The organism is Kribbella caucasensis (assembly GCF_004361855.1).
Taxonomy (GTDB): domain Bacteria; phylum Actinomycetota; class Actinomycetes; order Propionibacteriales; family Kribbellaceae; genus Kribbella; species Kribbella caucasensis.
This window is the reverse complement of sequence record NZ_SNWQ01000023.1, coordinates 40,614-66,493: the sequence shown is the minus strand read 5'-3', so window position 1 is coordinate 66,493 and position 25,880 is coordinate 40,614. Positions and strand designations below refer to the sequence as shown.

The window sequence follows — 25,880 nt, the reverse complement described above, 5'->3', positions numbered from 1 at the left end:
GCTTCGGCGGCTAGGGCTCCGCCGGAGACGACGCCGGTGGCTGAGGAGACTTGCAGGAGGACGGGGACCAGGGGGCGCAGGGGCGGTAGAGGGTGCAGCCGACTGAGGCGAGCAGGGTGCCTGCGGAGACCCAGCCGGAGATGTTGGAGACGTTGGTCAGGGTGCCGTTGATGTCGGTGAGGCCGGTTAGGTCGGTTCGGGTTAGGGGGTTGTTTGAGGCGTAGGTGTAGGGGTGGGTACCGGGGCCTTGGTCTGGGGAGAGGAAGGTGCCGGCGGAGGGGTTGTATTCGCGTTGGCCCAGGAGGTAGTTGCCGTTGGGGAGGTGGAGGCCGCCTGCGAAGGCGGGGGTTGGGGTGGGGATCCGGGGACGGGCGTTGTGGGGCTGGGGGTCGTGGGGCCCGGGGTGCTGGGGGTCGTGGGGACCGGGGTGGTGGGAGTTGGTGTGGGTTGGGGGGAGGTTTGCGTTGGTGGGCGGGGAATGCCGAAGGGTTCGTAGGTGCTTTGGGTGGTGCCGGTGGTGAGGATGGAGCCGGTGGGGGTGGTGGTCAGGTCGGTGGTGGTGCGGGCGGTGGTTTGGGCTAAGAGGCCGGCTCCGTAGAGGTAGCGGGTCGTAGGGGTGCCGGTCGTGGAGTTGGCGCCGGGGGTGGGGCCGTTGGTGGTCGAGAGGATCTGCGGTGAAAGCGGGTCCCAGAGGTAGTGCGTCCTGCCAGCGCCGGTGGTTGAGGTGGTGCGGCGGCCGTCGGCGGAGTGGGTGTAGGTGGTTTGGGTGGGGCCGGTGGTGGAGGTGGTGGGTTTGCCGGCGGCGGACCAGGTGTATGTGGTGATGCCGTCCGAGGTGAGGTTGCCGTCGGGGTCGTAGGTGTAGGCGCGGGTGGTTGGCGGGACGCGGGGGTAGCGGGCGGGGGCGGTGATGGAGGCCTGGAGTTCGTTGGCGGGGCCGTAGAGGGACCAGGTGCTGCCGGTGGGGCGTTGTTCCCAGGTGCGGTTGCCGACCGGGTCGTAGGCGTAGCGGATGTAGTCCTTGGCGTCGTCGGCGCACTCGTCGGCGTCGTAGCAGGTCGCCGTCAGTTGGTCGAGGGCGTCGTAGGTGTAGGCGGTCTTGCCGGTGGTTGAGTCGGTGGTGTGGATCAGGTTGTCGGCGGCGTCGTACGACGAGGTGATGGTGCGGACAGGCTTGCCGGATCGGGTGAGCCATAGGTCCGTTTCGCGGCCGCGGAGGTCGAGGAGGTGGGTCTCGGTGAGGCCGCCCGGGCGGGTGACGGTGATGGAGCCGCGGGACTGGTTGTAGGTGTACGTGGCCAGGGGCTTGCCGTCTGACTTGGCGGAGGTCAGGCGGTTGACGGCGTCCCAGGTGTAGGACTCGGTCCGGCCTGCGGCGGCTCGCGCCAGGAGGTTGCCGACGGGATCCCATTGGTAGGTGACGGACGAGCCGGGCCGGGTTGCCGAGGTCAGGCGGTCGGAGGTGTCGTAGGCGAAGCGGGTGGTTCCCGTGACGTCGGTCATTGAAGTACGGCGGCCTGCCGCATCCCAGGTGAACGAGGCGGACGGGGTCTTGTCCGAGTAGTCGATCCGGGTCATCGCGCCGCGCGCGTCGAGCGTGAACGATGCGGACTTGCCCGACGGGAGCGTGGTACGGACGAGTCGGCCGGCCTTGTCGTGGGCGAACCGCCAGGTACGGCCGCCGAACGTGGTCGCGGTCGTCCGGCCGGCGGCGTCGTAGCTGAAGGTCTGGGTGCGGCCGCTGGCGTCGAGCTGCTTCACCACCCGGCCGGAGGCGTCGAACTCGGCCGTGGCCTCGGGCAACGAAGGAGCCGTGACGCCGACTATTTGGCCGGCATCGTCGTAGCGGAAGCGGGTCACTCCCCCACGGGCGTCCGTGCTGGTGGCGACGCGGCCTTGGCCGTCGTACGTCTGGCTGGTGGTGACGTCGAGGGGGCCGCGTTGTTCCAGTGGCTGATCGTCGTCGGAGTACTTCACGGTCGAGGTTTGACCGCGCGGTCCGGTGACTTTGACCGATCGACCCCAGCCGTCCACCTCATACCTCGAGATGCGTCCGGCTGGGTCGGCGGTGCTGACCAGGTCACCGTCGGACGAGTACCAGAACCGGGTGGTCCGGCCGAGGACGTCTCGGGCCGCGGTGACCAGCCCGCGAGCGTCATACATAGCGGACGACGCGCGCCCGGCGTACGTCGTACTGAGGAGGTTGCCGCGTGCGTCGTAGGTGAAGCTGGTACGACGGCCGAGTGGGTCTACGACGGCGACCAGGTCGTTCGTCGCGCTGTAGGAGCGTCGGGTGACGTTGCCGCCGGCGTCGGCCGAGCTGGTGACCCGGCCGAGAGCGTCATAGGTATGGCGTGCGCCGTGACCGAGGGCGTCGAAGACACGGATCAGGTTGCCGGACGAGTCGTAGTGGAACGTCACCTTGACGCCGGTGGGGTCGGTCTGCCGGACGAGCCAGTTGCGTTCGTACTCGTTGATCCACTTGCCGCCGGTCGGATCAGTCATCGTCGACTTGCCGCGGATGCCGGCCGATTCCCAGGTCCACGTGCTCCCCGCACCCTTGCCGTCGGTTTGAGCCGTCACCCGGGCCGTCCTGGTCATACTCGGTGGTCACGGCTGCCCGGGCTGCGTCTCCGTGGCACTCGCTCCGCAGCCGCCCGGCCCCGTCGTACTCGTACCGGGTCTTCACACCGCCAGGTGACGTCACACCGGTCAGACGACCGCCGGCGTAGTCGTAGCGGATGACTCGCGGTTCGACACCGGGACCGGTCAGCGTGATCGTGGAGATGAGGCCGACCTCGTTGTATACGTAGGTCAGCGATCGCCGCCCGTTGGCCACCGACGCGACCCGCCCACCGGAGTGGGTGACCACGACACCCTGGTTGTCGCGATCGCGGATCGACTGCAGCTCGCCGGCCGCGGAGAAGCGCATCCGCAACTGATCGAAGTCGGTCAGCACATAGCCGTCGCCAGATCGGGCCAAGGTGAACCGCGCGGCTCCGGGTTCGATGGCGAAACCAGAGCCCTTCCGGCTGAACGCGATCTGCCGGCCATCCGACGCGAGGTACCGCGCGCCGCCGCTCTCGAGCACAAGGCGGTCCGAGTACGACGGACGCCAGCCGGGCCCGAGTGGACCGGGGTCCGTGTCGTTCGAGTTGTACGTGCGAGTCGCGGTCAGTGGTACGCCGAGACCGGGTGCGGCCGCGTCTGTCGAGACCGTGGCCAGGGCGCCGGTCAAGGAGTTGACCGGGTCCGACTGCATGGCGAACGGCCCGAAGAGGCCCCGCGCTTGCTGATACGGAAGGACGAAGCCGGGAGCACCCGCGTAGATCAGGACGTTTCCGCCGGCCGAAGCGCGACCGTTCGTCGTTGAGGCGGCGAGTAGGCCGGGTGAGGAAAAGACCTGGCAATCGAGTGGCACTGTCACCGACCAGACCAACGACTGGGAGCGAGCCGGCTGGGGCTTCGGGTAGTTCTCGCACGGCCAGGAGGTCACGCTCCAGCTCCGCGCGTCGGCAAACCAGAGGTTGCATTGGTCCTGCGGCGCGGTCGGGAACAGCTGCGCCTGGAACGTGAAGGTCTGCCCGGTCCCGGCGTGGCCGAAGCCGCCGTCGCCGGCGATCTCCGCGCCCTTGCTGAGCAGCTCACCGCCCGCAGACACACGCACGTCGACATGGATGCAGGTGCCGTCCTCGGCCGTCGCGCTCGGCGGCGTTGTCCAAGGGATGAGAAGGAGCAGAGCGAGGATGGCACACAAGGCCCGGCGGAAGGAGGAAGTCATCAGGCTCGTCGCCTCCGCTCTGTGGGGTGGTTGTCACAGAGAGTTTATTGGCGATCGGGTCTCTTCCGGCGCGTTGGTTACAGGCTGTGGACAAGTGGGCATGTCACCCTGTGCCGGATGGGCGGTGCGGGCCGGGCGTCCCCTACGATGCACGGCATCCGGATGTTGATCGGATTCCCGGTCGGATCGCCCAGTCCGGCTGGCGGGTTCGCCACGAACAGTGTGAGGGTGTGGCTCATGAACATCGGTAGTCGGAAGATCGTCGTGGACGAGGCAATCGCGCAGCTACGGCTGTACTGCGAGTCGAACGGCGCTGTGCTGAAGTACTACGACGGCCTTCCGGGGATGACGAACGTCGGCGGTTCCGATCCAGATCAGGTCACGTTGGAGGATCTGGCGCGGACGATGGTGATCGGATCCGACCTGCGCGCGAATGACATCCCCTGGCTACTCGAGGTGGACGCCGAGAAGGAGTTCGCCGCGATCCCGGTCGACGCGCGGCTCGAGGACGCGGCGCCAGGGTCGGAGTTGTTCGAGGCGGCGATGGCGCTGGACGACAAGTTCTCCGGTCACCGCGGCTTCGGGCACGCCAAGAAGGCGAAGCTGCTGCACCTCAAGCGGCCGTTCCTCTTCCCCGTCAGCGACAGCTTCATCCGGATGACCTACAGCGACGCGTCGGCCGGCGCGGAGTTCCTGGCCGCCGTGCACCGCGACCTGGTCAACCCGGCCAACACGCGCGACTTCCGGATGCTGCAGACCCGCCTGATCGCCGAGCCGTCCACCTCGGCCGCCCGCGTCCTCGCCGAAGCCCCCACCCTCCGCCTCCTCGACATCCTCGCGTCCCTCCTAGGCGAGGCGAAGTAGCCAAAGCTTCAGACGACGCCGAGGCGGGCCAACGGCTCCACCAGTTCGCGTTCCTCGTAGGACAGGTGCGACAGCAGGGTGTCGTCCAGGAGGTCGACAGCGTCGCGGAGGTTGTCGATGGTGCCGGAGCCGTCGACGAGGGCGACCAGAGCCTTGTCGACGCCTTCCAGGACGTCGTGAATGACGTGGTGCTCCTGCTCGAGCCGGTCGACGACGGGGGTCAGTCGCGGGTCCGCGCGACGTAGGCGTGGAAAGAGTGAGGCGTCCTCGATCGAGTGGTGTGTGGTGACCAGTCGGCAGTAGGACTCGCAATACACGCCCAGGGTCCAGTTGTTCTGCCGCATGGTCATCGTGTTGATGTGGGAGCGCGCCTGGCCGACTCCGATTGATCCGGCGGCGACCTGCTCGACCAGGTCTCGGATCTGCTCCAGCTCCGCACGCAAGTGATCGTGTACTTCGACCAGGTGCTGCCCCGACGCGAGCTCATGCGGCGCGTACGTCCGCTCAGGATCCAACGCAGGACCAGTGGGTCGGTCCGATTCGTCCCACGGTCGCACCGCACTACGCCGTACGGCGGGCGCGGGCGTCGGCACGACCGTGAAGCCACCGCGATCCCCCGCCCCGACCCGCTCCGACACCGAGTCCGCCCCGGCCGAGCCGCTCGACTCCACCGACCGGGAACCCGCACGCTCAGCGGCGACCCCCTCACGCACACCAGCCGCGACATCGGCGAAGCGGCGGATGTCATCCGGATCGTCCGACGCCAGGATGTACGTGCTCATGCCCTCAGTGAGAGTCAGCTCCGTCAACTGCTCGATCCAGAGCGACTCCGGACCCTGCAGGAAGCCGCCGCGCCCATCGAAGCGCCCACCGACGTTGTAGAGCCGCCGCACAGCCGCCGGGTCACGTCCCACCGAGACAGCAGCCTCGTCGATCAGCTTGTTCATCGCAGTGAGCTGGTCCGGTCCCGTGTACCCACTGCTCGGCAGCCAACCGTCCCCCAACCGACCGGTCAGGGCGAGCATGCGCGGCTTGTACGCGCCCAGCCAGATCTCCACGTCGTGCGCCGGAGCCGGCCCCCGCTTGGCGCCACTCAACTGGTAGTGCTTGCCGTTGAACCGGATCCCTCCGCCCTCCGGCTTCCAGATCTCGCGGATGACGGCGATGCCCTCCTCCAGGGCGGTGATGCTCTGCCCGGCGGTCAGCTGCGGACCGCTGTTGGCGGCGATTGCCTCGCGGAAGCCGCCCGCACCCAGACCGAGCTCGACGCGGCCACCAGTGAGCAGGTCGAGCCCCGCAACGCTCCGGGCCAGTACTACGGGGTGCCGCAGCGGGAGGTTCGCGACATTGGTCGACACCTTCACGGTCTGGGTGTGCGCGGCGATGACCGACAGCAGGGTCCACGCGTCCATCAGCCGCGGCTGGTACGGGTGGTCCTGCAGCGTGACGAGGTCGAGGCCGACCTGCTCGGTCAGCTGCGCCAACGCGATCACCCGCTCGGCCTGCTCGACCGCCGGCGTCAGAAACGTGCCGAAGACCAGCTCGTGCCCGTAGTCCATGCTCCACCCTCAAGGATTGCGACGGTTCGTTCGCGTCACGTACTATTTGTCTCGCGAACAAATTACTTCGTGGCACGAACTTTCACAAGCCGGGAGGAGGTGGAGCCGATGGACGAGGGACTGGGCGCCGCGAGCGGACTGGTGCGGCTGACGTTCATGGTGCAGAACCTGTACGCCGAGGTCGGGCGCGGGTGTGATCTCACCGTGGCGCAGGCGCAGATGCTGTGTTCGATCGCCGACCGGTGCGTCGGGATGGCGGAGTTGTCGGCCACACTGGGGCTGGAGAAGTCGAGCCTGACCGGGTTGGTGGATCGCGCCGAGCACCGCGGACTCGTCGTACGGGAGGCCGATCCAGCCGACCGGCGCGCGGTGCGGGTGTGCCTGACCAAGGCGGGGACGGCGGCCTTGAACCGGTTCCACGCGGAGGTGACCGAGCGCCTGGATCAGCTGGTCGACCAACTGCCGGCTGCCGAACGCGACCGCTTCACCCGCACCCTCCGGCGAATCGTCGCCGACTCCCCGGCCGTCTTCGCCAGCTGAGCCCAATTCAAACGCCGGGCACCAACGCGTAGGCCTCTTCCATCGTCAGCTCTGCCTCGTACTCCGTGTCGTAGGCGGCGCCGAGTCGGACACGGGCGGCCGCGGCGGCTCGGTCGGCGTCGGTCGCCTCACCATCAGACGGTTCGAAGCCGTCGGCGGTGCGGAACCGGGCGGCGGTGCCCAGCAGGCGGGCCGCGATGGCGGGTTCGTCGACGGCGAGGGTGGCGGCCAACCCTTCCAGTGCCCAGCACATGGATCGGCGGGACTCGTAGTCGCGGGACAGCCGGAACGCTTCGGCGTGCAGTTGGCGGGCCTCCAGGAGTTCGCCGCGGAGCTCCAGGGTGAAGCCGAGTTCCACCAGCACCATGGACAGATAGAGGACCGGTTCGTCCTGGCGACGGGCCGCGTCGATCAGGGTGCGGAGGCGCTTCTCGGCTACGTCCAGATCGCCGGAACGGCGGGCCGCGAATCCCAGGACGATCTCGCCCAGGGACTGCGTCGGGCGGTGGCCCTGCTCGGTCGCGAGCCGGTACGCCTGCTCGCCGTACGTCGTGGCCTTGGCGTAGTCGCCTTCGCGGATCGCGGTCCAGCCGAGCCATCCGTACTCGCCGGCCACGTCCGGCCACAGCCCGAGTTCCTCTGCCATCTGCAGGCCCTCGGTGTGCAGCCGCGCGGCCTCGGCGAAGTCACTGGTCAGCTCGGCAAGGGCACCGAGCCAGCCGATCGCCTGCAACAGCCCCCAGCGATCCCCCAGCTCCCGGAACAGCCGGGCACTCTCCTCCGCGTCGCCCCGCAGCGCAACAAGGTCGGCATGTACATGGGCATGCTTCGCCCGAGCAGCGAGCACCGCCGCACGACCCCACCGATCTCCCGACTCGTCAAAGGAGGCAAGGCAACGCTCCAGCAGCTCCAGGCACACCACCAGGTCACCCGAGTCAACACCGGTGAATGCCAGCCACCACAGCGCCCGCGCGTCGACCTCCGCAACACACCGAGCCCGCACAGCAGCCGCGTCACTGTCGCCCTGCAAGTACATGAATCCCGCAAGCCACGCAGCAAGTGCAGGCGTCTCCGGTACGGCCTCCAGCGACCGCCGTGCCTCGCCGACACGTCCCCGGAGGAACCAGTACCACGCGAGCGCGTCCACGAGCCGCTGTGCCAACGAGACCTCACCGGCGGCCACGCAACCGTCCAGTGCACTCCGCAGGTTGCCGGTCTCATCGTCCAGCCGCTGCAACCACAGTGCCTGTTCCGCGCCGTACAGACCGGGCCGGGCGCGCTCGGCGAACTCCACGTAGTACAGGCGATGCCGGGAGCGAACCGCCTCGTACTCCCCCGCCTCGTGCAGCTTCTCCACGCAGTACGCCGCGACGGACTCCAGCAGTCTGTACCGCGGTCCGTCCGTCCCGTGTACGGCGACCACGAGGGACCGATCCACCAACCGCACAAGGATGTCCAGCACATCGTCGTCCACGGCACACACCTGCTCGGCGGCGTCCGCAGTACAGCCGTCCGCGTGTACTGCGAGTCGTCGGAGCACGGTCTGCTCGACAGAACTGAGGAGATCCCAGGACCAGTCGATCATGGCCATCAACGTCTGTTGGCGAGGCGCAGCACCCCGATGTCCCGTGGCGAGCAGACGGAATCGGTCGTCGAGCCGCGCGACCAGCCCTGTCACGCCGAGCGCGCGCACCCGAGTCGCGGCGAGCTCCAGTGCGAGGGGGATACCGTCCAGCCGACGGCAGAGCACTGACACGGCCGGAGCGGTCGACTCGTCCAGCTTGAACGCCCTGTCCGCCGCAGCAGCCCGGGCAACGAACAGCTCGACCGCACTGGCCGACTGCAACGCCTCCAGCGAGTCACTCACACCAGGCACAACCAGTGTCGGCACAGTCCAAACGGCCTCGCCAGCCAAACCCAGCGGCTCGCGGCTCGTCGCAAGCACCCGCAGCCCAGGCGCAGCGCCCAGTAGCCGGTCCGTCAAAGCAGCCGCCTCGTCGATCACGTGCTCGCAGTTGTCCAGCACCAACAGCCGATCGCCCATCACCGCAGCAAGCCGATCCACCGCGGCCTCCCCAGGGCCGGCCTCTCGCAGATCCAACGCGACCTGTAATGCGTCCGTCAGCGAGCTGGTCACGTCCAGCGCGTCGGGCGACACAGCAGCGAGCTCCACCAGCGTCACACCATCGGCGAACGAGCCCGCCAGGTCCTCCGCGACCGCCAGCGCGAGCCGTGTCTTACCGACTCCACCGGGACCGGTCAGTGTGAGCAGCCGGTTCTCCGGCAGCCGCGCCTGGATCTCCGCAACTGCATCGGCCCGGCCGACGAGGTCCGTGAGCTGCGCAGGGAGGTTGCTGCGTCGCTGTGGCAGTTCCTGCGTGAGGATCGCCTGCTGCAGAGCAACCAACTCCGGACTCGGGTCCAGGCCGAGCTCCTCGGACAGCAACACGCGCAACTGCTCGTAGCTGTCCAGTGCCTCGCTCTGTCGGCCCGCGCGATACAGGGCCTTGATGTACGCCGCGCGGAGTCGCTCGCGCAGCGGATGCCGGGCCACGAGATCCGCGAGCTCACCGATGTTGTCGCCACGCGATTCGTAGTACTGCTCCTGCGCGGTGAGCCGTTGTTCGGTCAGCCGGGCGACCGTGGTCTCGACGAACGCCTCGTCCGCGAAGTCCGCGTACGCCGGGCCGCGCCAGAGCGCCAACGCATCCTCGAGCCGGCCCTGCTCCAGGAACGACTGGAACTGCAGAGCGTCGTACGAGTCGCTGTCGACCTTCACGGAGTACCCGGCTGGGCCGGAGACGACCAGGGTGCGGCTGCCGGGCTCGGCGTCCTCGAAGGCGCGCCGGAGCTGTGACACCTTGGCGGACAGCGTGCCGCCCGGGTTGCCGGGCAGGTCGTCGCCCCAGAGGTCGTCGATCAACCGGTCGGCCGGGACGGGGCGGCCCTCGTGCAGGAGCAGGTCCGCGAGCAGTGCGCGCACCTTCAGCCCAGGAATCGTGACCGGCTCCCCGCCGTCCGTCCAGGCCGTGACCGGTCCGAGCACCCCGAAGCGCATGGCCGCACCCTATCTTTCCGCGCCCATTCTGGGCCGCCGGACAGGACCGGAAAGAAACCGTAAACGGTTCCCGGCAGAGTCATCAGCACAGACCAGCAAGGAGGTGAAGATGAAACTACGACTCGCGGTGATCGTCGGGAGCACCCGGAGCGGCCGGTTCGGCCCGACAGTCGCCGACTGGTTCGCCGGCCGGGCGGCCAAGCGGGGCGACTTCGACCTGGACCTGATCGACCTGGCCACCGCGAACCTCCCACCGACGCTGACCGACGGTGACGAGCCGACGCCGGCCGAGGTCGCAGTACTGGCTCCCCGCCTGGCTGCCGCGGACGCGTTCGCGGTGGTGACACCGGAGTACAACAACAGCTTCCCCGCACCGCTGAAGACCGCGCTGGACTGGTACTACGAGGAGTGGCACGCCAAGCCGGTCGCGATCGTCAGCTACGGCCGGGAGAGCGGAGGTCTGTACGCGGCGGCCCAGCTGCGGCAGATTTTCACCGAACTGCACGCGGTCACCATCCACCACACGGTCACGCTGCCGTGCTACTGGCAACAGTTCGCCGCCGACGGCAGCTGGCCGCGGCCGGGCGCCGGTTACGACGCCTCGGCGAAGACGACGCTCGACCAGCTGGCCTGGTGGGCGGAAGCGCTCCGGGAAGCGCGCACCAAACATCCATACCAACCGTAAGTAAGAAAGGCAGAAGACAATGCGCAAGCTGATCGAGAGCACCTTCATGACCCTGAACGGCGTCATCGACAACCCGCAGAACTGGAGCGGCCCGTACTGGGACGACGAGCACTCCGCCTACGCCGGGGGCCTGATGGAGGGTGTCGAGGCCCAAGTCCTCGGCCGCGTCACCTACGAAGGCTTCAGGGATGCCTGGACCCAGCGCAGTGGCGACCCGTTCACGGACAACTTCAACGCGATGCCCAAGTACGTCGCCACCCGGACACTGACCGAGTTCAGCTGGAACGCCCAGCCACTCGAAGGCGACGTCGCCGAGGCGGTGCGAAAGCTGAAGGCGGAAGACGGCGGCAACCTGATCAAGTACGGCACCGGCGAGTTCTCCAAGACGCTGCTGGAGCACAAACTGGTCGACGAGTACCACTTCTGGATCTTCCCGGTGCTGGCCAGCGGCGAGCACATGTTCCAGAACTCCGGACTCGACATCACCCACCTCGAGTTGCTCGGCTCCACCACCTTCAAGTCCGGCATCATCGTGCACAAGCTCGCCCCGAAGGCCTGACGATCCGCGTTCAGCCGGTCACCGCAACGAATCGGTGACCGGCTGAACGCTTGTCCGGACTGGCCCTGGGTACCGGATCGGCCTACGGACTGGAGGTCTGATGGACACCATCGTCATGGTCATCGTCATCGCCGTGGTGGTGATCGCGGCCGCCGCGCTGGCGTTCGCGTACCAGCGACGGCGTTCGGGCCGACTGCAGGAGCGGTTCGGCCCGGAGTACGAGCGCACGATCGAGGAGTCGGGCGACCGGCGGGCGGCCGAGCGCGAGCTACGCGGCCGCGAACGCCGGGTCTCGAAGCTCGACATCCACCCGCTGAGCGGCGAGTCCGCACAGCGCTATCGCGCCGAGTGGAACACCTTGCAGCAGAGCTTCGTGGACGAGCCCAACACCGCGGTCGACGAAGCCGACCGGCTCGTCATCCGGATCATGCGCGAGGAGGGCTACCCGGTCGACGAGTTCGACCAGCGCGCCAACGACATCTCAGTGGATCACCCGGAGGTCGCTCTGCACTACCGCGAGGCGCACCGCGTGGCAGTCGCCCGGACCAAGGGCGAGGCCGACACCGAAGATCTCCGCCTGGCTGTCACCGAGTACCGGCAACTGGTCGACGTGCTGCTGGCCGACCGCCCGGACGGCGAAGGGGATCATCGCGCGACGCCGACGGACGGTGTTCGTCGGGAACAGCCACGGGCTGACGGCCAACAGACACCAGGGGAGCAGAAATGACAACTCATGACACCGATCCGGTGAATGAGCGCAGGACCGACACGTCAGCCGACGATCGCACCGATTTCGACAGCACCGAAGGCGATCGGGCCGACCTCGACGGCTCGGACGTCGACCGCACCGATACCGACGCTGACAACACCGACGCCGATCGGCAGGCCGGAGGTCTGGACTCGGACGAGGGCACGGCCGACGCGACCCGCGCCGACACGGGTGTCCCGGACAGCACCGTTGCCGGCAGCATGGGCACCAGCAGCACTGATGCCGACGACACCGCCCGGGGTGACCAATCGGTTGGCGGGATGGACAGTGGGCGGGACTTGTCCGCCGACGAGCACCTGGTCCCGCAGCAGGAGGCTGTCGATTTCAAAGCGCGCTGGGAGGTCATCCAGCAAGGGTTCGTCGACGATCCGCGCAACTCGGTGACCGAGGCGGACAAGCTGGTGGACGACGTACTGAAGCGGCTGGCCGCAAGCTTCGACGAGCAGCACCAAGAGTTGGAGAAGCAGTGGTCGGACGGCGAGCCGTCGACCGAGGACCTGCGCTCCGCTCTGCAGAAGTACCGGTCGTTCTTCCAGCGTCTGCTGACGCTGTAGCAGTACCCCGGGTGCGGCCGGTCCCAGAGTCCCGGCCGCACCCGGCCATGCCCACGCCATGATCTGGGAGAACAGGCCTACGGCGCGATGTTCTGGTTGAGGTGGAAGAGGTTGCCGGGGTCGTACTTGCGTTTCACCTCTACCAGCCGGTCGTAGTTGCCCATGTAGTTGTCGGCGATCCGGGTCTGGTCGTCACCGGCCATGAAGTTGATGTAGCCGCCGGCCTCGGAATGCGGCGCGGTCGCCTCGTAGTACCCGCGAACCCATGCGATGTTCGCCTCGTTCTCGGCCGGGTCCGGCCACATACCGGCGATCACGGTCGCGAAGTTCGCCTCGCGGTAGGCGAAGGCGGTGCCGTCGGCGGGGACCCGGTGACAGGCGCCGTCGATCGGGTAGATGTGCACGGTCGAGTTGACCGCAGGCAGCCCGGGCGCGTGCTGAAGGTGCGCCTGGATGGCCTCATCGGTCAGCTCGGTGACGAAGTTGGCCTTCCAGTAGTGCTGCAGTCCTGGCGGCACCAACGCGTCGAAGGCGCTGTTCAGCGCGGGGTACGGCATCGGCCCGACCATCTCGGCCACGACCGGCGCGAACTCGCGGAACTTGGCGATCTCCCGCTCACCCCGATCCAGGTCACCCGCCCAGCAGCCGACGATCGCCACGAACGGCTCGCCGTGCCGGTTCTCCGGGATGAACGGCAACGGCGGTGCGATCTGGAAGGCCGGGAAGCCGCCGAGCTGTTCCGGCGCGTCCTTGATCAGGTCCCGGAACCCAGCAAGTACGGCGGCCGCGTCGGACAGCTCGAAGAACATCGGGCCGCCGTAGATCTGATCGACCGGTGCCAGCCGGTACTCCAGCGCGGTCAGTACGCCGAAGTTACCGCCACCGCCGCGGATCGCCCAGAACAGGTCCTCGTTCTCCTTCTCACTGGCGATCAGGAACCGCCCGTCGGCCGTCACCACGTCGGCTGAGATCAGGTTGTCGCAGGACAGCCCGAGTCCGCGGGCCAGGTACCCGATCCCGCCGCCCAGGGTCAGCCCGCCGATACCCGTGGTCGAGATGATGCCGCCGGTCGTGGCCAGGCCGAAGGCGTGCGTGGCCGCGTTGAAGTCGCCCCAGGTCGCACCGCCACCGGCCCGCGCCGTCCGGCTGATCGGGTTGACCCGGACCCAGCGCATCCCGCTCAGATCCGCGACCACGCCGTCGTCGCAGGTCCCGAACCCCGGCACGCTGTGCGATCCGCCGCGGACCGCGAGATCAAGCCCGTTCGCGGCCGCGTAGCCGACCGTGGCCATCACGTCACCCGCGTTCTCGCAGCGCACGACGACCCGCGGGTGCTTGTCGATCATCGCGTTGTTGACCTTGCGCGCCTCGTCGTACCCCTCGTCGGAGTCGGTGAAGACCGCTCCGCGGACCCGGTCCCGCAGATCCTCCATCGTGTACTCGCCCATGACTCCTCCACCGTCGTACGGGCATCACACGTTGCCGTCGGCACGCACTTCAGTACGTCGCCGACCCGACCAGCGGACAGAGTGCTTGCCCCCGGACCGCCGGACCTCCCCCAGGCGGCTACGCCAGCGAGACTCCCGCTCCACCCGCGGATAGTCAATGCCTGCTGACGGAATCAGTCCTTACGGAGCGCTTTCAGCAATCGGCCCTGGGCCTGCTCGAGATGGAAGGCCATCCGCTCGGCCGCGGCCGCGGGGTCGCCGTCCTCGATCGCCTGCAGGATGGCGGCGTGCTCCTCGGCGACGTTGGTCGGGTCGGCCGTGCGGTGTGCCTGGTACTGGCCCATGGTCAGGTGGACCTCGCCGATGATGAGCTCGTGCATCCGGGACAGCCGGCGGCTGCCGACCCCGGCCACCAGCGCGGAGTGGAACGCGATATCGGCCTCGACCTGGTTCTCGAACAACCGGTCGCGGGCGGCGTACTCGATCGCGACCTGCGCCTTCGCCGCGGCGGGCGGGACCTGACCGGCGCCGGCCAGTGACGACACGGCGGCCCGCTCGATCGTCACCCGGCTGAAGAACAGATCGCGGATCTCGTCCTCGTCCAGGGTCGGGACGATCGCGGTCTTGTGCGCGGTCCGGCGCAGCAGGCCGAGCGCCGTCAGCCGCTCGAGCACCGCCTTCGCGGTCGGCCGGGCCACGTTGTACTCGGTCGCCAGCCGGACCTCGGTGAGCTTCTCCCCCTGCGGGATGTCACCGTTGACGATCCGCCTGCGCACCGACTCGTAGAGCGCCTCGGTCAGCGAGGACGGTCCGAGCTCCAGACTCGCATCGGTACCCACCGGGCACCCCCTTCACGTCGAATAGTCAGGCAAGTGTACTGGTCAACCAGTACTAGTACCCGGCTGACTTGTCGACGACGTTGAGCAGGTCCTCACCTGCCAGGAAGCGTCGCAGGTTCTCCAGCACGATCTGCTCGCCACGCCGCGCGGTGCCGTGGCTGGTCGCGCCGTTGTGCGGGGTCACGATCACGTTCGGCAGATCCCAGAACGGGCTCTCCGCCGGCAGCGGTTCGACCCCGTGCGCGTCCAGCCCGGCCCCGGCGATCTCCCCGGTCCGCAGCGCCGCCAGCAACGCGTCGTCGTCCGCGATCCCGCCGCGCGAGATGCAGACGAAGTACGCCGTCCGCTTCATCGCCGCGAACTCGGCCGGCCCGAACCGCCCGATCGTGGCCGGCGTACTCGGTGCGGTCACCACCACGAAATCCGACTCGGCCAGCAGTTCCGGCAACCCCTCCTCGCCGAAGACCTGGTCGACGTACGGCGAGGGCTGGTCGCGCCGCCGCCGTACGCCGAGCACGCGCAGGTGGAACGCCTTCGCCTTCGCGGCGAGGTCGATCCCCGAGTTGCCGAGCCCGTAGATCCCCAGCGTCAGCCCAGCGAGTTCGCCATGCGTGAAGCGGTCCCATCGGTGCTCCGACTGGGCCCGCACCCAGCGCGGCACCTCCCGGTTGAGCATCAGCATCAGCAACATCGCGTGCTCCGCCAACGGAATCGCGCCGTTCCCGGCCGACGAGGTCAGCACGACGTCGGAGGCGAGCATCTCCGGCGTCAGGTCCGCGTCCACCCCGGCCGACGGGCTGTGCACCCAGCGCAACTTGGCAGCCCGCGCCAACACCTCCGCCGGCACCCGCCCGACCACCGCCTCCATCGACTCGACCACGTCCGAGCCGACCGAGGACCAGTCCGGGACGAACCGCACCTCAGCACCGTCGGCAGCGGCGACAACGGCCGCCGACTCCTTGCCCAGGACAACGATCATCACTTCAGCCCTGTCGTCGCGATCCCGCGGATCAAGTACTTCTGCGCCACCGCGAAGAAGATCAGGATCGGGACCAGCGACAGCAACGACATGGCGAACAGCATGCCCACCCCACTCTGGCTCTCGGAGTCGACCATGGAGTTCAGCGCCACCGGCACGGTGAACACCTGCGTCCGGGTCAGGTAGATCAGCGGCACGAAGAAGTCGTTCCAGGTCCAGATGAAGGTGAAGATCGTGGTCGTCACCAAGGCGGGCCGCATCAGCGGCAGGACGACGTACCAGAAGGTCAGGAACGGCCCGGCCCCGTCGATCCAGGCGGCCCGGTCCAGCTCGCGCGGCAGCGTCCGGATGAACTGCACCATCAGGAAGACGAAGAACGCGTCGGTGGCCAGGAACTTCGGGATCAGCAGTGGCCAGTAGGTGTTCACCAGGTCGAACTGGGAGAAGAAGATGTACTGCGGGATCACCAGCACGTGAAACGGAAGCATCACCGAGGCGAGCGTGATCGCGAAGTACACCCGCCGCATCCGGAACTGCAACCGGGCCAGCGCGTACGCCGTGAGCGAGCAGCTGAACAGATTGCCCACGATCGAACCGACGGTGACCAGCAGCGAGTTCAGGAAGAACACCGAGAACGGCCGGTTCAGCGCGTGCCAGCCGTCCCGGAAGTTGTCCAGCGTCAGGTCGGTCGGGATGATGCCCGGCTCGGTGAGGATCTGGTCGGCCGGTTTGAACGCGCTCACCACCATCCACACCAGCGGGTAGACCATGAAGGCGACGAAGATCAGCAGTCCCGTGTGCTTCAGCGCGGACTTGATCCGGCGCTGCCGAATCGGCAGCGGGCTGGTGATCGCTTCTGTTGCCATCAGCTGTCTCCGTAGAAGACCCAGTACTTCGAGACCAGGAAGTGCAGCGCGGTGATCGCGGCGATCGCCACCATCAGCACCCACGCCAGCGCGGACGCGTAACCCATGTCGAACGCGACGAACCCCTGCTGGTAGACGTACAACGTGTAGAACAGCGTCGAGTTGGCCGGCCCACCGGTGCCGCCGCTGATGATGTGCGCCTGGGTGAAGGTCTGGAACGCGCCGATCGTCTGCAGGATCAGGTTGAAGAAGATGATCGGCGTGAGCAGCGGCACGGTGACGTTGGTGAACTGCCTGATGACCCCGGCACCGTCGACGCGCGCCGCCTCGTACAGCTCGTCCGGGATCTGCCGCAGGCCGGCCAGGAAGATCACCATCGGCGACCCGAACGTCCAGACGTTCAGCACGATCAGCGTCGCCAGCGCCGTACTCGGGTTCTGCAGCCAACTCTCGCCGTCGATCCCGATCAGCGCGAGCCCGCGGTTGATCAGACCGCCGTCGCCGAAGATCTCCCGCCACAGGATGGCGATCGCGACACTGGTCCCGAGCAGCGACGGCAGGTAGAACGCGCTGCGGTAGAAGGCCAGTCCGCTCAGCCCGCGATCGAGGATCAACGCCAGCAACAAGGCGAAGCCGAGCTGAAGCGGCACCGAAACGAGTACGTAGACCAGCGTCACCTTGACCGCCGCCCAGAACTGCTCGTCCTGCACCATCCGCTGGAAGTTCTCCAGCCCGACCCACTCCGGCGGATTGAGGATGTCGTAGTCGGTGAAAGCCAGGTAGAGCGACGCGAACAGCGGGATCGCGGTGATCAGCAGGAACCCGAGCTGCCACGGGATCAGGAACACATGCGCCGCCCGGCCCTGCCGGTTCAGGTGAAAGGCCGGCCGCTTCCGCTCCGGCGCCGGGTCCTCACCAGGTGTTTCCAGGACCGGGCGCTCCTCTTGGGTCAGCATCGGCTGATCACTCGGCCCGCTTGATCCCGGCGGTGATCTCCTCGACGAGTTTCTTCGCCCCGTCCGGCACGGTGGTCCGGCCGAGCGCGATCTCCTCGCACACCCGGGCCATCGTGGTCCGCCAGGTGCTCGACCCGGGCGGCGCCTCGTACCGCGGTTTGCGCTGCGCGGCCCGGTCCTTCTCGACGACGGCCAGCATCTCCTTCTCGTCCTGGCTGGCGAACTCCTTCGACGCCTCGGCGACCTTCGGGTTGACCGGCGCGCCCATGGTCAGCCGGACCGTCTTCAGCATCTCGGCGGTGTTGACGTTGTAGTTCAGCAGCTTGCCGGCCGCCTCGAGCTTGTCGTCGTCGACCCGCTGGTAGATCGCCATCCGCGGGAAGTACAGGTACTTGTGGCCGTCGACGGCACTGGCGTCGATCGGCATCGCGCGGAGCCGGAACCGCTCCTTCGGGAACATCTTGGCGTCGTCGATGATGTGGTTCGAGTTGCCGAAGGCAACCAGAGTCTTCTTGCCGACCAGAGCCCAGTCCGGGCCCATCCCCTCCTGCTCGCTGAGCGACAACGTCGCCCCGGCCTTGCGCAACTTCTCCCACCAGTCGATCCAGCTGGCCACGCCTTCGACCGTGAAGCCGACCTTCCCGTCCTCGGTCCACAACTGCTCGCCGCGCTGCCGCAACCACGCTTCGAAGGTGAGGTCGTGGTCCGGCAGGTACGCCGCTCCCTTCCGCTTCCCCGGGTTGTCCTTGCTGTAGGCAACGAGCAGTTCGGCGAGCGAGTCCCAGGTCCAGCCGGAACCCTCGGCCGGGAAGGTGACGCCGTCGGCCTTCGCGACGGTCTCGTTGTAGCGGATCACCGGGACGAAGATCCCGAACGGCAGCGTGTTCAGTTCACCGCCGAGCTTGAACGTGTCCAGGTCCTGCTGGCTGTAGTCGGCCCAGCTCAGCGTCGGGATGTCGTCCAGCTTCCGGTACAGCTTGTTCTTGTGGTAGGTCATCACCTGCGGTGAGGCGATCCAGAAGATGTCCGGTACGTCCCGGGCCGCGATCTGCGTCGTCATCCGCTCCTGGAACGCCGTGTACTCGGCGAACTCCGGCTCGATCCCGATCTCGCTGTTCGCCGCGCTGAACTGCTGCAGCGCCTTGGTGTAGTTCTGCTGCCGGATGTTGTTGCCCCACCAGGCGTACCGCAGCGTGGTCTTGCCGCTTCCGCCCGACCCCGCACCACCGCCGCTACCACCGCAGCCGGCCACCGCAGCGGCCGACAGTCCGGCCGCCGTCGTTCCCAGGGCGAGCTTCAGAAACCCTCGCCGATCAAGTCCGGTCATCACGATCTCCCGTTCCTCAGCTGTCGGGTTCGCCCTGTAGACCCCCGGGCAGGCGGTTTCCGATCATTGTTTGTTTCGATCACATGACGGTCAAGAGGTCATGCATAGTTGTTTGACAATCTTGCAAGTCTGTCCGGATTACGACCGGACGACCAGCACCTCGAACAGCCCGATCTCGGGCAGCTGCATCCGCCCGTCAACCACCGGCAGGCGCTCGCCGGCTCGCAGCGCCTCCACCTCGACCGCAGTTCCGGGTACCGCCAGCCAGGTCCGCGCGATCGGCAACGGCTCGGCGAAGCGTTGGTCCGCATCGCCGGACCGATTCAGCAGGTGGATCACTGTGCCGGCCGCGGACCGACCGACGACGATCTCAACCTGCTCCGGCAGCCCCGACTCGACCTGCGGCCCACCCGCCCACATCACGTCGTCGACGAACAGGTCGCGATGCGCCGACAGCCCCACCTCCCGATAGGCACGTCCGACGGTCCACGGCAGCATCACCGCCCGGCCTTCCCCGTACCGCGCCCGGAGCCGCCCCGGATGGTCAAGCTCCCAGTGACCGTGACACTTCTCCGGCGGCCCGTACGGCGCTCTCGACAGCGCGAGCAGTCCGAGCTCGGCCTCCGGTTTCGGTTCGACCAGATCGAACGCGCCGACCACCGGAACGATCTCCGAATCACCGCGCAGGTGCAGCGATCGCGTCGCCTCCTCGGTGTCGTGACTGGCCAGCCGCCGCCGAGCCGGCAGACACCGCAACCGAATCGCGTCCGCGACCACTCCACTGTTGCCGGTAGCAACCACTGCGCCACCGGCTTCGCAGTACGAGTCGATCGCTGGAGACGCCGACGGTGAGAGCGAGCCGAGATCGGGCAGTACGACAGCTCGGTAGCGGCTCAGGTCGACCTCCGCGATCCGCTCCTCGGGGAGTACGTCGAACGGCACGTGCCGCTGGAGCAACGCGAGGTACAGCCCCTGGAACTCGCGCGCCGCCCCATGCTTGAACTGGTCGGGCCGGACGAGCAGGGTCTCCGCCGCCGGCACGAGTTCGCGATAGACCTCGTGGTGATCCCGGTGGAACCTGGTCAGCTCACCGGCGATCTTCAAGCACGCATAAGGGCTGTCGGACGGCGTCCCCATGATGTAGGTGGACGGGTTCGCCCCACGAGCGATTGCCTGCAGCAAGTACTGCGCGAAGTGGTGCGGCTCCTCCCCCGCCGACCGGTACGGCATGTCCACGAAGCCGACCGAGTTGGTCAGCACCGGCACGGTCGGACGGTACGTCTTCGCGGCGCTGACGTGTTCGCTGGTCCGGTGGTGCCACAGCGGCCGCCCGACCGCGTTGTTCGCCTCGTGGAACACGATGTCCGCCCGATCCCCCAGCACGAGCGGCGCCTCGGGCCGGCGGCGAGCCAGGTGGTCCCGGATCCGCCCGGTCAGGTCGGCCAGGACTTCCCGGGCGAACCGTTGCCAGGTCTCGTACCCGGGCGACTCCTTGCCCTCCGGCAGCGACTCGCCCGGCGCGTACTCGGCGTACCGGGTGGTGCAGGCGAGGCAATGGCAGACCCCGCGGTACCGGCGGCTGTAGTCGACCTCGTTGAACGACATCCAGTTGCAGAAGAAGCCGTCGATCGGATAGCGGTCGAGCACCTCGTCGAGCACCTCGAACAGCTTCACCTGGTAGTAGCCGCCGCTCGGGCAGACGCTGGTCAGGCCGTTGTAGACCTGCGGATCACCGGCGGCGTCCACGAAACACCAGTCCGGGTGCTGCTCGGCCCGGCGGTGGTCGATCTTGGAGAAGTCCATCCGGCCCATCACCCGGACCCCGCGCCGGTTCGCCGCCTTCACCGCGTCACCGACCAGGTCGCCGGACGCTCGCTGCGCCAGGTACGGGTTGCGGGTCTGGAACTCGAGATCGGTCGGGTAGTTCGACAGGATGCCGCCGACGCTCAGCAGCCAGGTGTCGGCGCCGAACTCCACCAGGTAGTCCAGCACCTCCTCCACGTCCAGACCGGCGTCGATCTCGCGCAGGTTGGTCTGGAACATCCGGAACGGGTCCTGCCACCAGAGCCGCGTCATGACCGCCCCCGCAGTAACGTCCGATATAGGACTGAGTGGTCAAGGTCGCCGTCGCCGTCCGCGATCGCCGCATTCATCAACTGCTGGGTCGCGGCTGTGTTCGGCAACGCCAGGTCGAGTTCCGCGGCCGCCTGGACAGCGAGGCCGAGATCCTTGCGGTGCAGGCGGATCCGGAAGCCCGGCTCGAAGGTCTGGTTGATCATCCGCTCGCCGTGCAGCTCGAGGATCCGCGACGAGGCGAACCCGCCCATCAGGGCCTCCCGTACGACGGCCGGGTCGGCGCCGGCCTTCTCGGCGAACAGCAACGCCTCCGCCACCGCCTCGATGGTCAGCCCGACGATGATCTGGTTCGCCACCTTCGCGGTCTGGCCCGCGCCCGTCCCGCCGATCAATGTGATGTTCTTGCCGAGTGTCTCGAGGATCGGTTGCGCCCGCTCGAACACCTCGGGCCGGCCGCCGACCATGATCGTCAGCGTGGCATCCCGCGCGCCGACCTCGCCGCCGGACACCGGCGCGTCCAGGTAGTCCGCGCCGAGGGCCTCGATCCGCTGTGCGAACGACTTCGTCGCGGTCGGCGAGATCGAGCTCATGTCGATCACCAGAGACCCCGGCTTCAGCCCTTCGGCGACGCCGTCCGCACCGAACAACGCACCCTCGACGTCCGGCGTGTCCGGCAGCATCAGGACGACCACCTCAGCCCGCTCGGCGACCTCCACCGCCGACTCACAGTGGTGACCGTCCAGACCCGGCTTGCCTCGGTACAAGGACAGTTCGTGGCCTGCGGCAACCAGGTTCGCCGCCATCGGCCGGCCCATCACGCCGAGCCCGACGAAGCCGATCCTCATCGCTGCCTCCAGTCCAGATGCACGATCTCCAGCAGTCCGGCGGTCGGGATCGTGACGACTGCCCGGCCGTTCTCGATGCTCGGTTCCACGTCGACTCCCGCGACGAGCAGCCTGGCCTTGACTTGCCGGCCGGGCGGAATCGCAACCGACACCGTCTGCGGCGGCAGCGGGAGGGTCTCGCGGATCGGCCCGCGCATCGCCATCGGGTTCGTAAGGTTGACCAAGGCAACGGCCACTTCCGCCTCCCCCCGGCGTACTGCGACGTCGACCAGCCCAGCGCCTTCGACCGTCACCTCGGGGGCTTTGTTCAGCGCCCAGGCGACGGCGTTGGCGATCAGCCGGCCGTGGTCGGACTGCAGCGCCTCCCAGAAGATCGCGCCCAGGTTGAAGGGGAAGTAGACGACCCGGCCCCCGGCCTCGAACTCCTGGCAGACAACCGCCGGCCGATCCGGATCCGCCCGCTGGTAGACCTCCTCCATCGGCAGGTCCGGGAAGTCGGGGATGAACCGGAACGGCACCACCGCGCCCGGCTTCGCCTCGACCCCAAGGATCTCGGTGCCGCCGATGATCCGGGTCGTGTCAGCGAAGCCCTCGGTCAGCCGATGGTCGCCGGTCAACGCGATGTAGTTGTTCTTCACCGCCCGGCCCGGCTCCTTCAGCCGAACCCCGAGCACGTCCGCGAGACCGAAGTCGTCGCGCGCCTCCCCGCGTTCGTCGTACAGGGAGCTCTGGTACGCCGCGACGAGGGAGCCGCCGGCTTCGACGTACCGGCTCAGTACTGCGCACTGGTCGTCGCTGAGCTGTTCGGCGTTGGCGAGCACGATCACCTTGAACGGGCTGAGGCGTTCCGCGGAGAGGATCTGGTCGGAGATGAACTCGAACGGCACCCGGGCCTCGACGAGTGCCTGGTAGAAGCCGTCCTCGTGCTGCTGGCCGGTGCGGTCGAGCACCCTGAGCTGGCCCGCGCGGCTGGGATCGAGGAGCGCGACTTCGGCAGTGATCTTCAAGTCCCGTAGCACCGGTTCGACCTGGGCGTGCAGGTTGAAGGCCTCGAGGATCGGCGGCACCCAGCGCTGGTCGGGGACGCTCGCGTTGAACTTGGTGAACCACGGCAACGCGCCCTGGGCGAACCCGTCGACGATCCAGGTCTTCACCTCTTCGGCGGGTGCGACCGAGTCCTTCCAGCGGTACTCGTGGTGCTCGGGACCGACCGAGGTGATCAGCCGGACGGGGCGATCGGGGAAGACGCCGCGATTGCGTTTGCCGTTGCGGCCGGCCGCCCAGGGCGCCTCGATCCCGGACCGGCCCTGCTTGTCGATGATGAAGATCGGGCAGTGGTCCTCGACCAGGTCGCGGTCGAGGTCGCGCGCCGCGAGGGCACCGAGGTTCGGGATGAAGCGGGCGTGCGGGCGGATGTCGCGGACCGCGCGGTCCCAGATCGTCACCAGCCGGCTCAGTTGCCGACGGCGCCAATCGACGTACTCGTGCCAGCCCTCGGCGTGCTCCTTGACCGGTAGGTCGAGGCCGGTCTCGTCGCGGAACGACTTGCGCGCGGACTCGCTGTAGGAGATGCCGCCGTACCCTTCCCAGCGGTTCGCGAAGACCGAGTCCACGTCGTACTCGCGGACGATCTCGCGGACCACCTCGGTGATGAACTCGCGGTGGTAGCCGGTGAACGCGCAGGTCAGCCAGATGTCGGGATACGACCAGTGCTCGCGCGGGTTGCCGTCGAGGTCGCGAGCGAGCCACTCGGGGTGCGCCGTGGCCGCGTCGGCGTGGACGGCGTGCGGGTCGACGCGGGCCATCACGCTCATGCCGAGCCGGCGCGCGCCCTCGACGAGGGTGCCGAACGGGTCGGTGTCGCCGAGGTACTTGCTGCGGTAGTGGTACTCGAGCTGGGTCGGGTAGTAGGCGATGTAGCCGCCCGCGCTGATGCAGGTCGCGTTCGACTTGCTGTCCCGCATCAGGTCCAGCCAGAAGTCCGCGTCGAAGTGCAGCGGATCGTCCTCGGCGAGCGTGATCTGCGCCCAGCGCGTCGCCCGCTCCGGCCAATCCGGGCTCCGGCCGCCGCCGTGGGTCAGAGTCTGCTCGGGTTCAGTACGCATCGGCGGAACCTCCAGGTCGGCGAGGTGATCCTCAGATTGTTAGACAAGATTGCATGAGAGGCAAGAGCTGGTGTTAGTCTTTCTGTGAACGGTGATCGTTGTGGGGATTTTCGGTCGGCTTTCGGAGGGGCAGCCGCAGACTTGGGGCATGAAGCGGCGGATGACGTGGGCGGGCCTCACCGTGTTCGCGATGGCGGCTGCTGTCGCCTGTACTTCGACCGACGACGCGGCACCCCCTGCGCCATCGCCGAGCGCGGCCCCCTCCACGCCTGCCCCGTCATCCGCTCCGCCCCCATCAACACCGACACCAACCCCGTCCGCAACGCAGACGACCGCGCCGCCGCACGCCGTCTCGCTACAAGCGCTGATGACGAAGCAGTACGACGGCCGCAATCTCCGCCTCGGCCGGGTGCTCGCGCGCAACGCGGCGTACACCCGGTACTACGTGACGTACTCCAGTGGTTCGCTGACGATCTCCGGCATCATGAACGTCCCGAGCACGCCAGGACCCCATCCAGCCCTCGTGCTGAACCACGGATACATCGACCCCGCGATCTACACGAACGGACGCGGCCTGATGCGCGAGCAGGACTACCTGGCCCGCCGCGGCTACGTCGTACTGCACACCGATTACCGCAACCACGCGCAGTCGTCGGACGATCCACAGTCCGAGCTCGACCTGCGGCTCGGGTACACCGAGGACGTGATCAACGCGGTGCACGCGCTGCGGACCTCGCAGTACGTCGACCCCGAGCGGATCGGGCTGCTCGGCCGGTCGATGGGCGGCGGGATCACGTACAACGTCCTGGTCGCGCAACCCGGGCTGGTCAAGGCCGGCGTGGTGTTCGCGCCGGTCAGCTCCGATGCCATCGACAACTTCAACCGCTGGGTCCGCAACGAACGGCCGATCGCGACCACCATCCTGCGGACGTACGGCGAGCCGGCGCGCAACCCGGCGTTCTGGCGAAACCTGTCGGCGGTCAACTTCTTCGACCGGGTGACCGAGCCGGTGCTGATCCACCACGGTGAATCCGACTCGACCTGCCCGATCGCCTGGTCCAGCGAGACCCTCGCCGCACTCAAGGCGGCCGGCAAGAACGCGACGATGTACACCTATCCGGGCGAGGAGCACGCCTTCGGACCGGCCTGGCCGACCTCGATGGCGCGCACCGTCAGCTTCCTCAAGCAGCAGGGCCTTTGATCGCCGAGACCGCGAACATCGTGACCGACAGGTGGAAGGCGCCGCGGCCGGCTGCTTCGGTGATGCCGGTCCGGAACGCGTCGGCTTCCGTCTGAGTGATCGCGCCGGCCGCCGCGGCCCGTTGACCGAGCATGGCGACGAACCCCTCGCGGCCACCTTCCTGGGGTTCGATCCAGGTCGCCGCCGTCTCGCCGGTGATGGTGAGGCCGGTCTCGGCGAGCAGGCCGCGCAACGTGCGGCCGGAGTACGGGTTGGCGGCTTCGGCGAAGAAGATGCCGACGATGCGGCCGTACACCTCCGGGTCGACCGGGTGCAGGATCGCGGTCGACCAGTCGGTGTCGATCAGGGCGATCCGGCCGCCGGGTTTGAGGACCCGGACCATCTCGGCGACGGCCTTCGACGGTTCATTTAGATGCTGCAGTACCCGCTCGCAGCGGATCAAATTGAAAGCCTCATCCTCGAAGGGCAAGGACAACGCGTCACCGTCGACGAAGTCCAGCCCAGGAACGCGGCGGGCGGCTTCGGCGCGGAGGCCGGGGCTGGGCTCTACGCCGACAGCTCGGCCGCCGGGGCTCACCCGGGCGGCCAGGTCGGCGACGTCCTCGCCGGTGCCGGAGCCGATGTCGGCGGCGGTCTCCCCCGGTCGCGGATCGAGCTGCTCCACCGCCCAGGCCTTCAAGGTCTGGATAGCGGGTTTGGCGGCGAGCAGATCCAGGATCATCGCGAGCTGGGCCGCGTCCTGCTCGTGCGCGTCTTCCAGTTTGAAACTACCCAGCGACTCGTCCGGCGCTGCCATCTCCGTCATGTTCTCCCCCTCGTTGAACCTGACTCAATGTAGCGCCGGACTCGCCGCAACCCCGACCTGATTT

At 68.0% G+C, this 25,880-nt stretch carries 22 protein-coding genes; 7 read left to right on the top strand and 15 right to left on the bottom strand.

Features of this window, described 5'->3' with window-relative positions; genetic code table 11:
• Positions 1-10: 10 nt before the first annotated feature.
• The 3 genes from EV643_RS47055 to EV643_RS35240 are packed head-to-tail and all read right to left on the bottom strand — an operon-like array spanning position 11 to position 3,781.
• Positions 11-301, bottom strand: coding sequence for an RHS repeat-associated core domain-containing protein (locus tag EV643_RS47055; RefSeq protein WP_370452418.1), 291 nt, complete (start codon positions 299-301; stop codon positions 11-13).
• Complete coding sequence (locus EV643_RS46770; protein WP_166665692.1) at positions 202-2,583, bottom strand: RHS repeat domain-containing protein; 2,382 nt, start codon at positions 2,581-2,583, stop codon at positions 202-204. Before EV643_RS46770 ends, EV643_RS47055 begins: the two co-directional genes overlap by 100 nt.
• On the bottom strand, positions 2,498-3,781 hold the full coding sequence (locus tag EV643_RS35240) for a DUF6531 domain-containing protein (RefSeq protein ID WP_133804541.1): 1,284 nt from the start codon (positions 3,779-3,781) through the stop codon (positions 2,498-2,500). Before EV643_RS35240 ends, EV643_RS46770 begins: the two co-directional genes overlap by 86 nt.
• A gap of 237 nt (positions 3,782-4,018) precedes the next feature.
• Between EV643_RS35240 and EV643_RS35235 the strand changes: the two genes are divergently transcribed.
• Positions 4,019-4,645, top strand: a complete 627-nt coding sequence (locus EV643_RS35235; protein ID WP_133804540.1) for a DUF6308 family protein — start codon at positions 4,019-4,021, stop codon at positions 4,643-4,645.
• A gap of 8 nt (positions 4,646-4,653) precedes the next feature.
• On the opposite strand, the gene EV643_RS35230 is transcribed toward EV643_RS35235, so the two are convergent.
• The gene (locus EV643_RS35230) at positions 4,654-6,204 is read right to left on the bottom strand and encodes an LLM class flavin-dependent oxidoreductase (RefSeq protein ID WP_133804539.1); all 1,551 of its coding nucleotides are present in this window, start codon (positions 6,202-6,204) and stop codon (positions 4,654-4,656) included.
• A gap of 108 nt (positions 6,205-6,312) precedes the next feature.
• On the opposite strand from EV643_RS35230, the gene EV643_RS35225 reads away from it, so the two are divergent.
• On the top strand, positions 6,313-6,744 hold the full coding sequence (locus EV643_RS35225; protein ID WP_133804538.1) for a MarR family winged helix-turn-helix transcriptional regulator: 432 nt from the start codon (positions 6,313-6,315) through the stop codon (positions 6,742-6,744).
• 7 nt (positions 6,745-6,751) lie between these two features.
• Here EV643_RS35225 and EV643_RS35220 read toward each other — a convergent pair whose 3' ends face one another.
• The gene (locus tag EV643_RS35220) at positions 6,752-9,802 is read right to left on the bottom strand and encodes an AfsR/SARP family transcriptional regulator (RefSeq protein ID WP_133804537.1); all 3,051 of its coding nucleotides are present in this window, start codon (positions 9,800-9,802) and stop codon (positions 6,752-6,754) included.
• A gap of 109 nt (positions 9,803-9,911) precedes the next feature.
• On the opposite strand from EV643_RS35220, the gene EV643_RS35215 reads away from it, so the two are divergent.
• From EV643_RS35215 to EV643_RS35200, 4 genes are all read left to right on the top strand, one after another.
• A complete protein-coding gene (locus tag EV643_RS35215; RefSeq protein ID WP_133804536.1) occupies positions 9,912-10,487 on the top strand; it encodes an NADPH-dependent FMN reductase in 576 nt (191 codons plus the stop codon).
• Between the two features lie 19 nt (positions 10,488-10,506).
• The gene (locus EV643_RS35210; RefSeq protein ID WP_133804535.1) at positions 10,507-11,046 is read left to right on the top strand and encodes a dihydrofolate reductase family protein; all 540 of its coding nucleotides are present in this window, start codon (positions 10,507-10,509) and stop codon (positions 11,044-11,046) included.
• A gap of 100 nt (positions 11,047-11,146) precedes the next feature.
• The gene (locus EV643_RS35205; protein WP_202869896.1) at positions 11,147-11,773 is read left to right on the top strand and encodes a hypothetical protein; all 627 of its coding nucleotides are present in this window, start codon (positions 11,147-11,149) and stop codon (positions 11,771-11,773) included.
• On the top strand, positions 11,770-12,369 hold the full coding sequence (locus EV643_RS35200; RefSeq protein WP_133804534.1) for a hypothetical protein: 600 nt from the start codon (positions 11,770-11,772) through the stop codon (positions 12,367-12,369). The genes EV643_RS35205 and EV643_RS35200 overlap by 4 nt, the downstream gene beginning before the upstream one ends.
• Before the next feature lie 77 nt (positions 12,370-12,446).
• Here EV643_RS35200 and EV643_RS35195 read toward each other — a convergent pair whose 3' ends face one another.
• The 9 genes from EV643_RS35195 to EV643_RS35155 all read right to left on the bottom strand — a co-directional run bounded on the left by EV643_RS35195 (position 12,447) and on the right by EV643_RS35155 (position 23,810).
• Positions 12,447-13,817, bottom strand: a complete 1,371-nt coding sequence (locus EV643_RS35195) for an FAD-binding oxidoreductase (RefSeq protein ID WP_133804533.1) — start codon at positions 13,815-13,817, stop codon at positions 12,447-12,449.
• Positions 13,818-13,990: 173 nt separating this feature from the next.
• Entirely contained in the window at positions 13,991-14,656 is a 666-nt protein-coding gene (locus EV643_RS35190; RefSeq protein WP_133804532.1) for a GntR family transcriptional regulator, read from the bottom strand.
• Between the two features lie 52 nt (positions 14,657-14,708).
• The gene (locus tag EV643_RS35185; protein WP_133804531.1) at positions 14,709-15,635 is read right to left on the bottom strand and encodes a D-2-hydroxyacid dehydrogenase; all 927 of its coding nucleotides are present in this window, start codon (positions 15,633-15,635) and stop codon (positions 14,709-14,711) included.
• Positions 15,635-16,501, bottom strand: a complete 867-nt coding sequence (locus EV643_RS35180) for a carbohydrate ABC transporter permease (RefSeq protein WP_133804530.1) — start codon at positions 16,499-16,501, stop codon at positions 15,635-15,637. Before EV643_RS35180 ends, EV643_RS35185 begins: the two co-directional genes overlap by 1 nt.
• Complete coding sequence (locus tag EV643_RS35175; RefSeq protein WP_133804529.1) at positions 16,501-17,457, bottom strand: carbohydrate ABC transporter permease; 957 nt, start codon at positions 17,455-17,457, stop codon at positions 16,501-16,503. The genes EV643_RS35180 and EV643_RS35175 overlap by 1 nt, the downstream gene beginning before the upstream one ends.
• Before the next feature lie 7 nt (positions 17,458-17,464).
• Positions 17,465-18,784, bottom strand: a complete 1,320-nt coding sequence (locus EV643_RS35170; protein ID WP_133804528.1) for an ABC transporter substrate-binding protein — start codon at positions 18,782-18,784, stop codon at positions 17,465-17,467.
• Positions 18,785-18,922: 138 nt separating this feature from the next.
• Positions 18,923-20,860: an alpha-amylase family protein gene (locus EV643_RS35165; protein WP_133804527.1), complete on the bottom strand. Its 1,938-nt coding sequence runs from the start codon at positions 20,858-20,860 to the stop codon at positions 18,923-18,925.
• Positions 20,857-21,705: a 2-hydroxy-3-oxopropionate reductase gene (locus EV643_RS35160; RefSeq protein ID WP_133804526.1), complete on the bottom strand. Its 849-nt coding sequence runs from the start codon at positions 21,703-21,705 to the stop codon at positions 20,857-20,859. Before EV643_RS35160 ends, EV643_RS35165 begins: the two co-directional genes overlap by 4 nt.
• Positions 21,702-23,810 carry an alpha-amylase family protein gene (locus EV643_RS35155; RefSeq protein ID WP_133804525.1) on the bottom strand — a complete coding sequence of 703 codons (2,109 nt, stop codon included), beginning with the start codon at positions 23,808-23,810 and terminating at the stop codon, positions 21,702-21,704. Before EV643_RS35155 ends, EV643_RS35160 begins: the two co-directional genes overlap by 4 nt.
• 148 nt (positions 23,811-23,958) lie before the next feature.
• Here EV643_RS35155 and EV643_RS35150 point away from each other — a divergent pair, with 148 nt between their 5' ends.
• Positions 23,959-25,011, top strand: a complete 1,053-nt coding sequence (locus EV643_RS35150) for an alpha/beta hydrolase family protein (RefSeq protein ID WP_238166023.1) — start codon at positions 23,959-23,961, stop codon at positions 25,009-25,011.
• Here the strand turns inward: EV643_RS35150 and EV643_RS35145 are convergent.
• Positions 24,992-25,816 carry a methyltransferase domain-containing protein gene (locus EV643_RS35145; protein WP_133804524.1) on the bottom strand — a complete coding sequence of 275 codons (825 nt, stop codon included), beginning with the start codon at positions 25,814-25,816 and terminating at the stop codon, positions 24,992-24,994. The two genes, EV643_RS35150 and EV643_RS35145, sit on opposite strands and share 20 nt — an antisense overlap.
• Positions 25,817-25,880: the final 64 nt, after the last annotated feature.

Coding starts and splice junctions, on each gene's coding strand:
- EV643_RS35225 (WP_133804538.1), top strand. CDS start 6,313: ATGGACGAGGGACTGGGCGCCGCGAGCGGACTGGTGCGGCTGACGTTC.
- EV643_RS35240 (WP_133804541.1), bottom strand. CDS start 3,781: ATGACTTCCTCCTTCCGCCGGGCCTTGTGTGCCATCCTCGCTCTGCTC.
- EV643_RS35170 (WP_133804528.1), bottom strand. CDS start 18,784: ATGACCGGACTTGATCGGCGAGGGTTTCTGAAGCTCGCCCTGGGAACG.
- EV643_RS35180 (WP_133804530.1), bottom strand. CDS start 16,501: ATGGCAACAGAAGCGATCACCAGCCCGCTGCCGATTCGGCAGCGCCGG.
- EV643_RS35160 (WP_133804526.1), bottom strand. CDS start 21,705: ATGAGGATCGGCTTCGTCGGGCTCGGCGTGATGGGCCGGCCGATGGCG.
- EV643_RS35185 (WP_133804531.1), bottom strand. CDS start 15,635: ATGATCGTTGTCCTGGGCAAGGAGTCGGCGGCCGTTGTCGCCGCTGCC.
- EV643_RS35235 (WP_133804540.1), top strand. CDS start 4,019: ATGAACATCGGTAGTCGGAAGATCGTCGTGGACGAGGCAATCGCGCAG.
- EV643_RS35145 (WP_133804524.1), bottom strand. CDS start 25,816: ATGACGGAGATGGCAGCGCCGGACGAGTCGCTGGGTAGTTTCAAACTG.
- EV643_RS35165 (WP_133804527.1), bottom strand. CDS start 20,860: ATGACGCGGCTCTGGTGGCAGGACCCGTTCCGGATGTTCCAGACCAAC.
- EV643_RS35215 (WP_133804536.1), top strand. CDS start 9,912: ATGAAACTACGACTCGCGGTGATCGTCGGGAGCACCCGGAGCGGCCGG.
- EV643_RS35210 (WP_133804535.1), top strand. CDS start 10,507: ATGCGCAAGCTGATCGAGAGCACCTTCATGACCCTGAACGGCGTCATC.
- EV643_RS35155 (WP_133804525.1), bottom strand. CDS start 23,810: ATGCGTACTGAACCCGAGCAGACTCTGACCCACGGCGGCGGCCGGAGC.
- EV643_RS35150 (WP_238166023.1), top strand. CDS start 23,959: ATGAAGCGGCGGATGACGTGGGCGGGCCTCACCGTGTTCGCGATGGCG.
- EV643_RS35195 (WP_133804533.1), bottom strand. CDS start 13,817: ATGGGCGAGTACACGATGGAGGATCTGCGGGACCGGGTCCGCGGAGCG.
- EV643_RS35205 (WP_202869896.1), top strand. CDS start 11,147: ATGGACACCATCGTCATGGTCATCGTCATCGCCGTGGTGGTGATCGCG.
- EV643_RS35230 (WP_133804539.1), bottom strand. CDS start 6,204: ATGGACTACGGGCACGAGCTGGTCTTCGGCACGTTTCTGACGCCGGCG.
- EV643_RS35220 (WP_133804537.1), bottom strand. CDS start 9,802: ATGCGCTTCGGGGTGCTCGGACCGGTCACGGCCTGGACGGACGGCGGG.
- EV643_RS35200 (WP_133804534.1), top strand. CDS start 11,770: ATGACAACTCATGACACCGATCCGGTGAATGAGCGCAGGACCGACACG.
- EV643_RS35175 (WP_133804529.1), bottom strand. CDS start 17,457: ATGCTGACCCAAGAGGAGCGCCCGGTCCTGGAAACACCTGGTGAGGAC.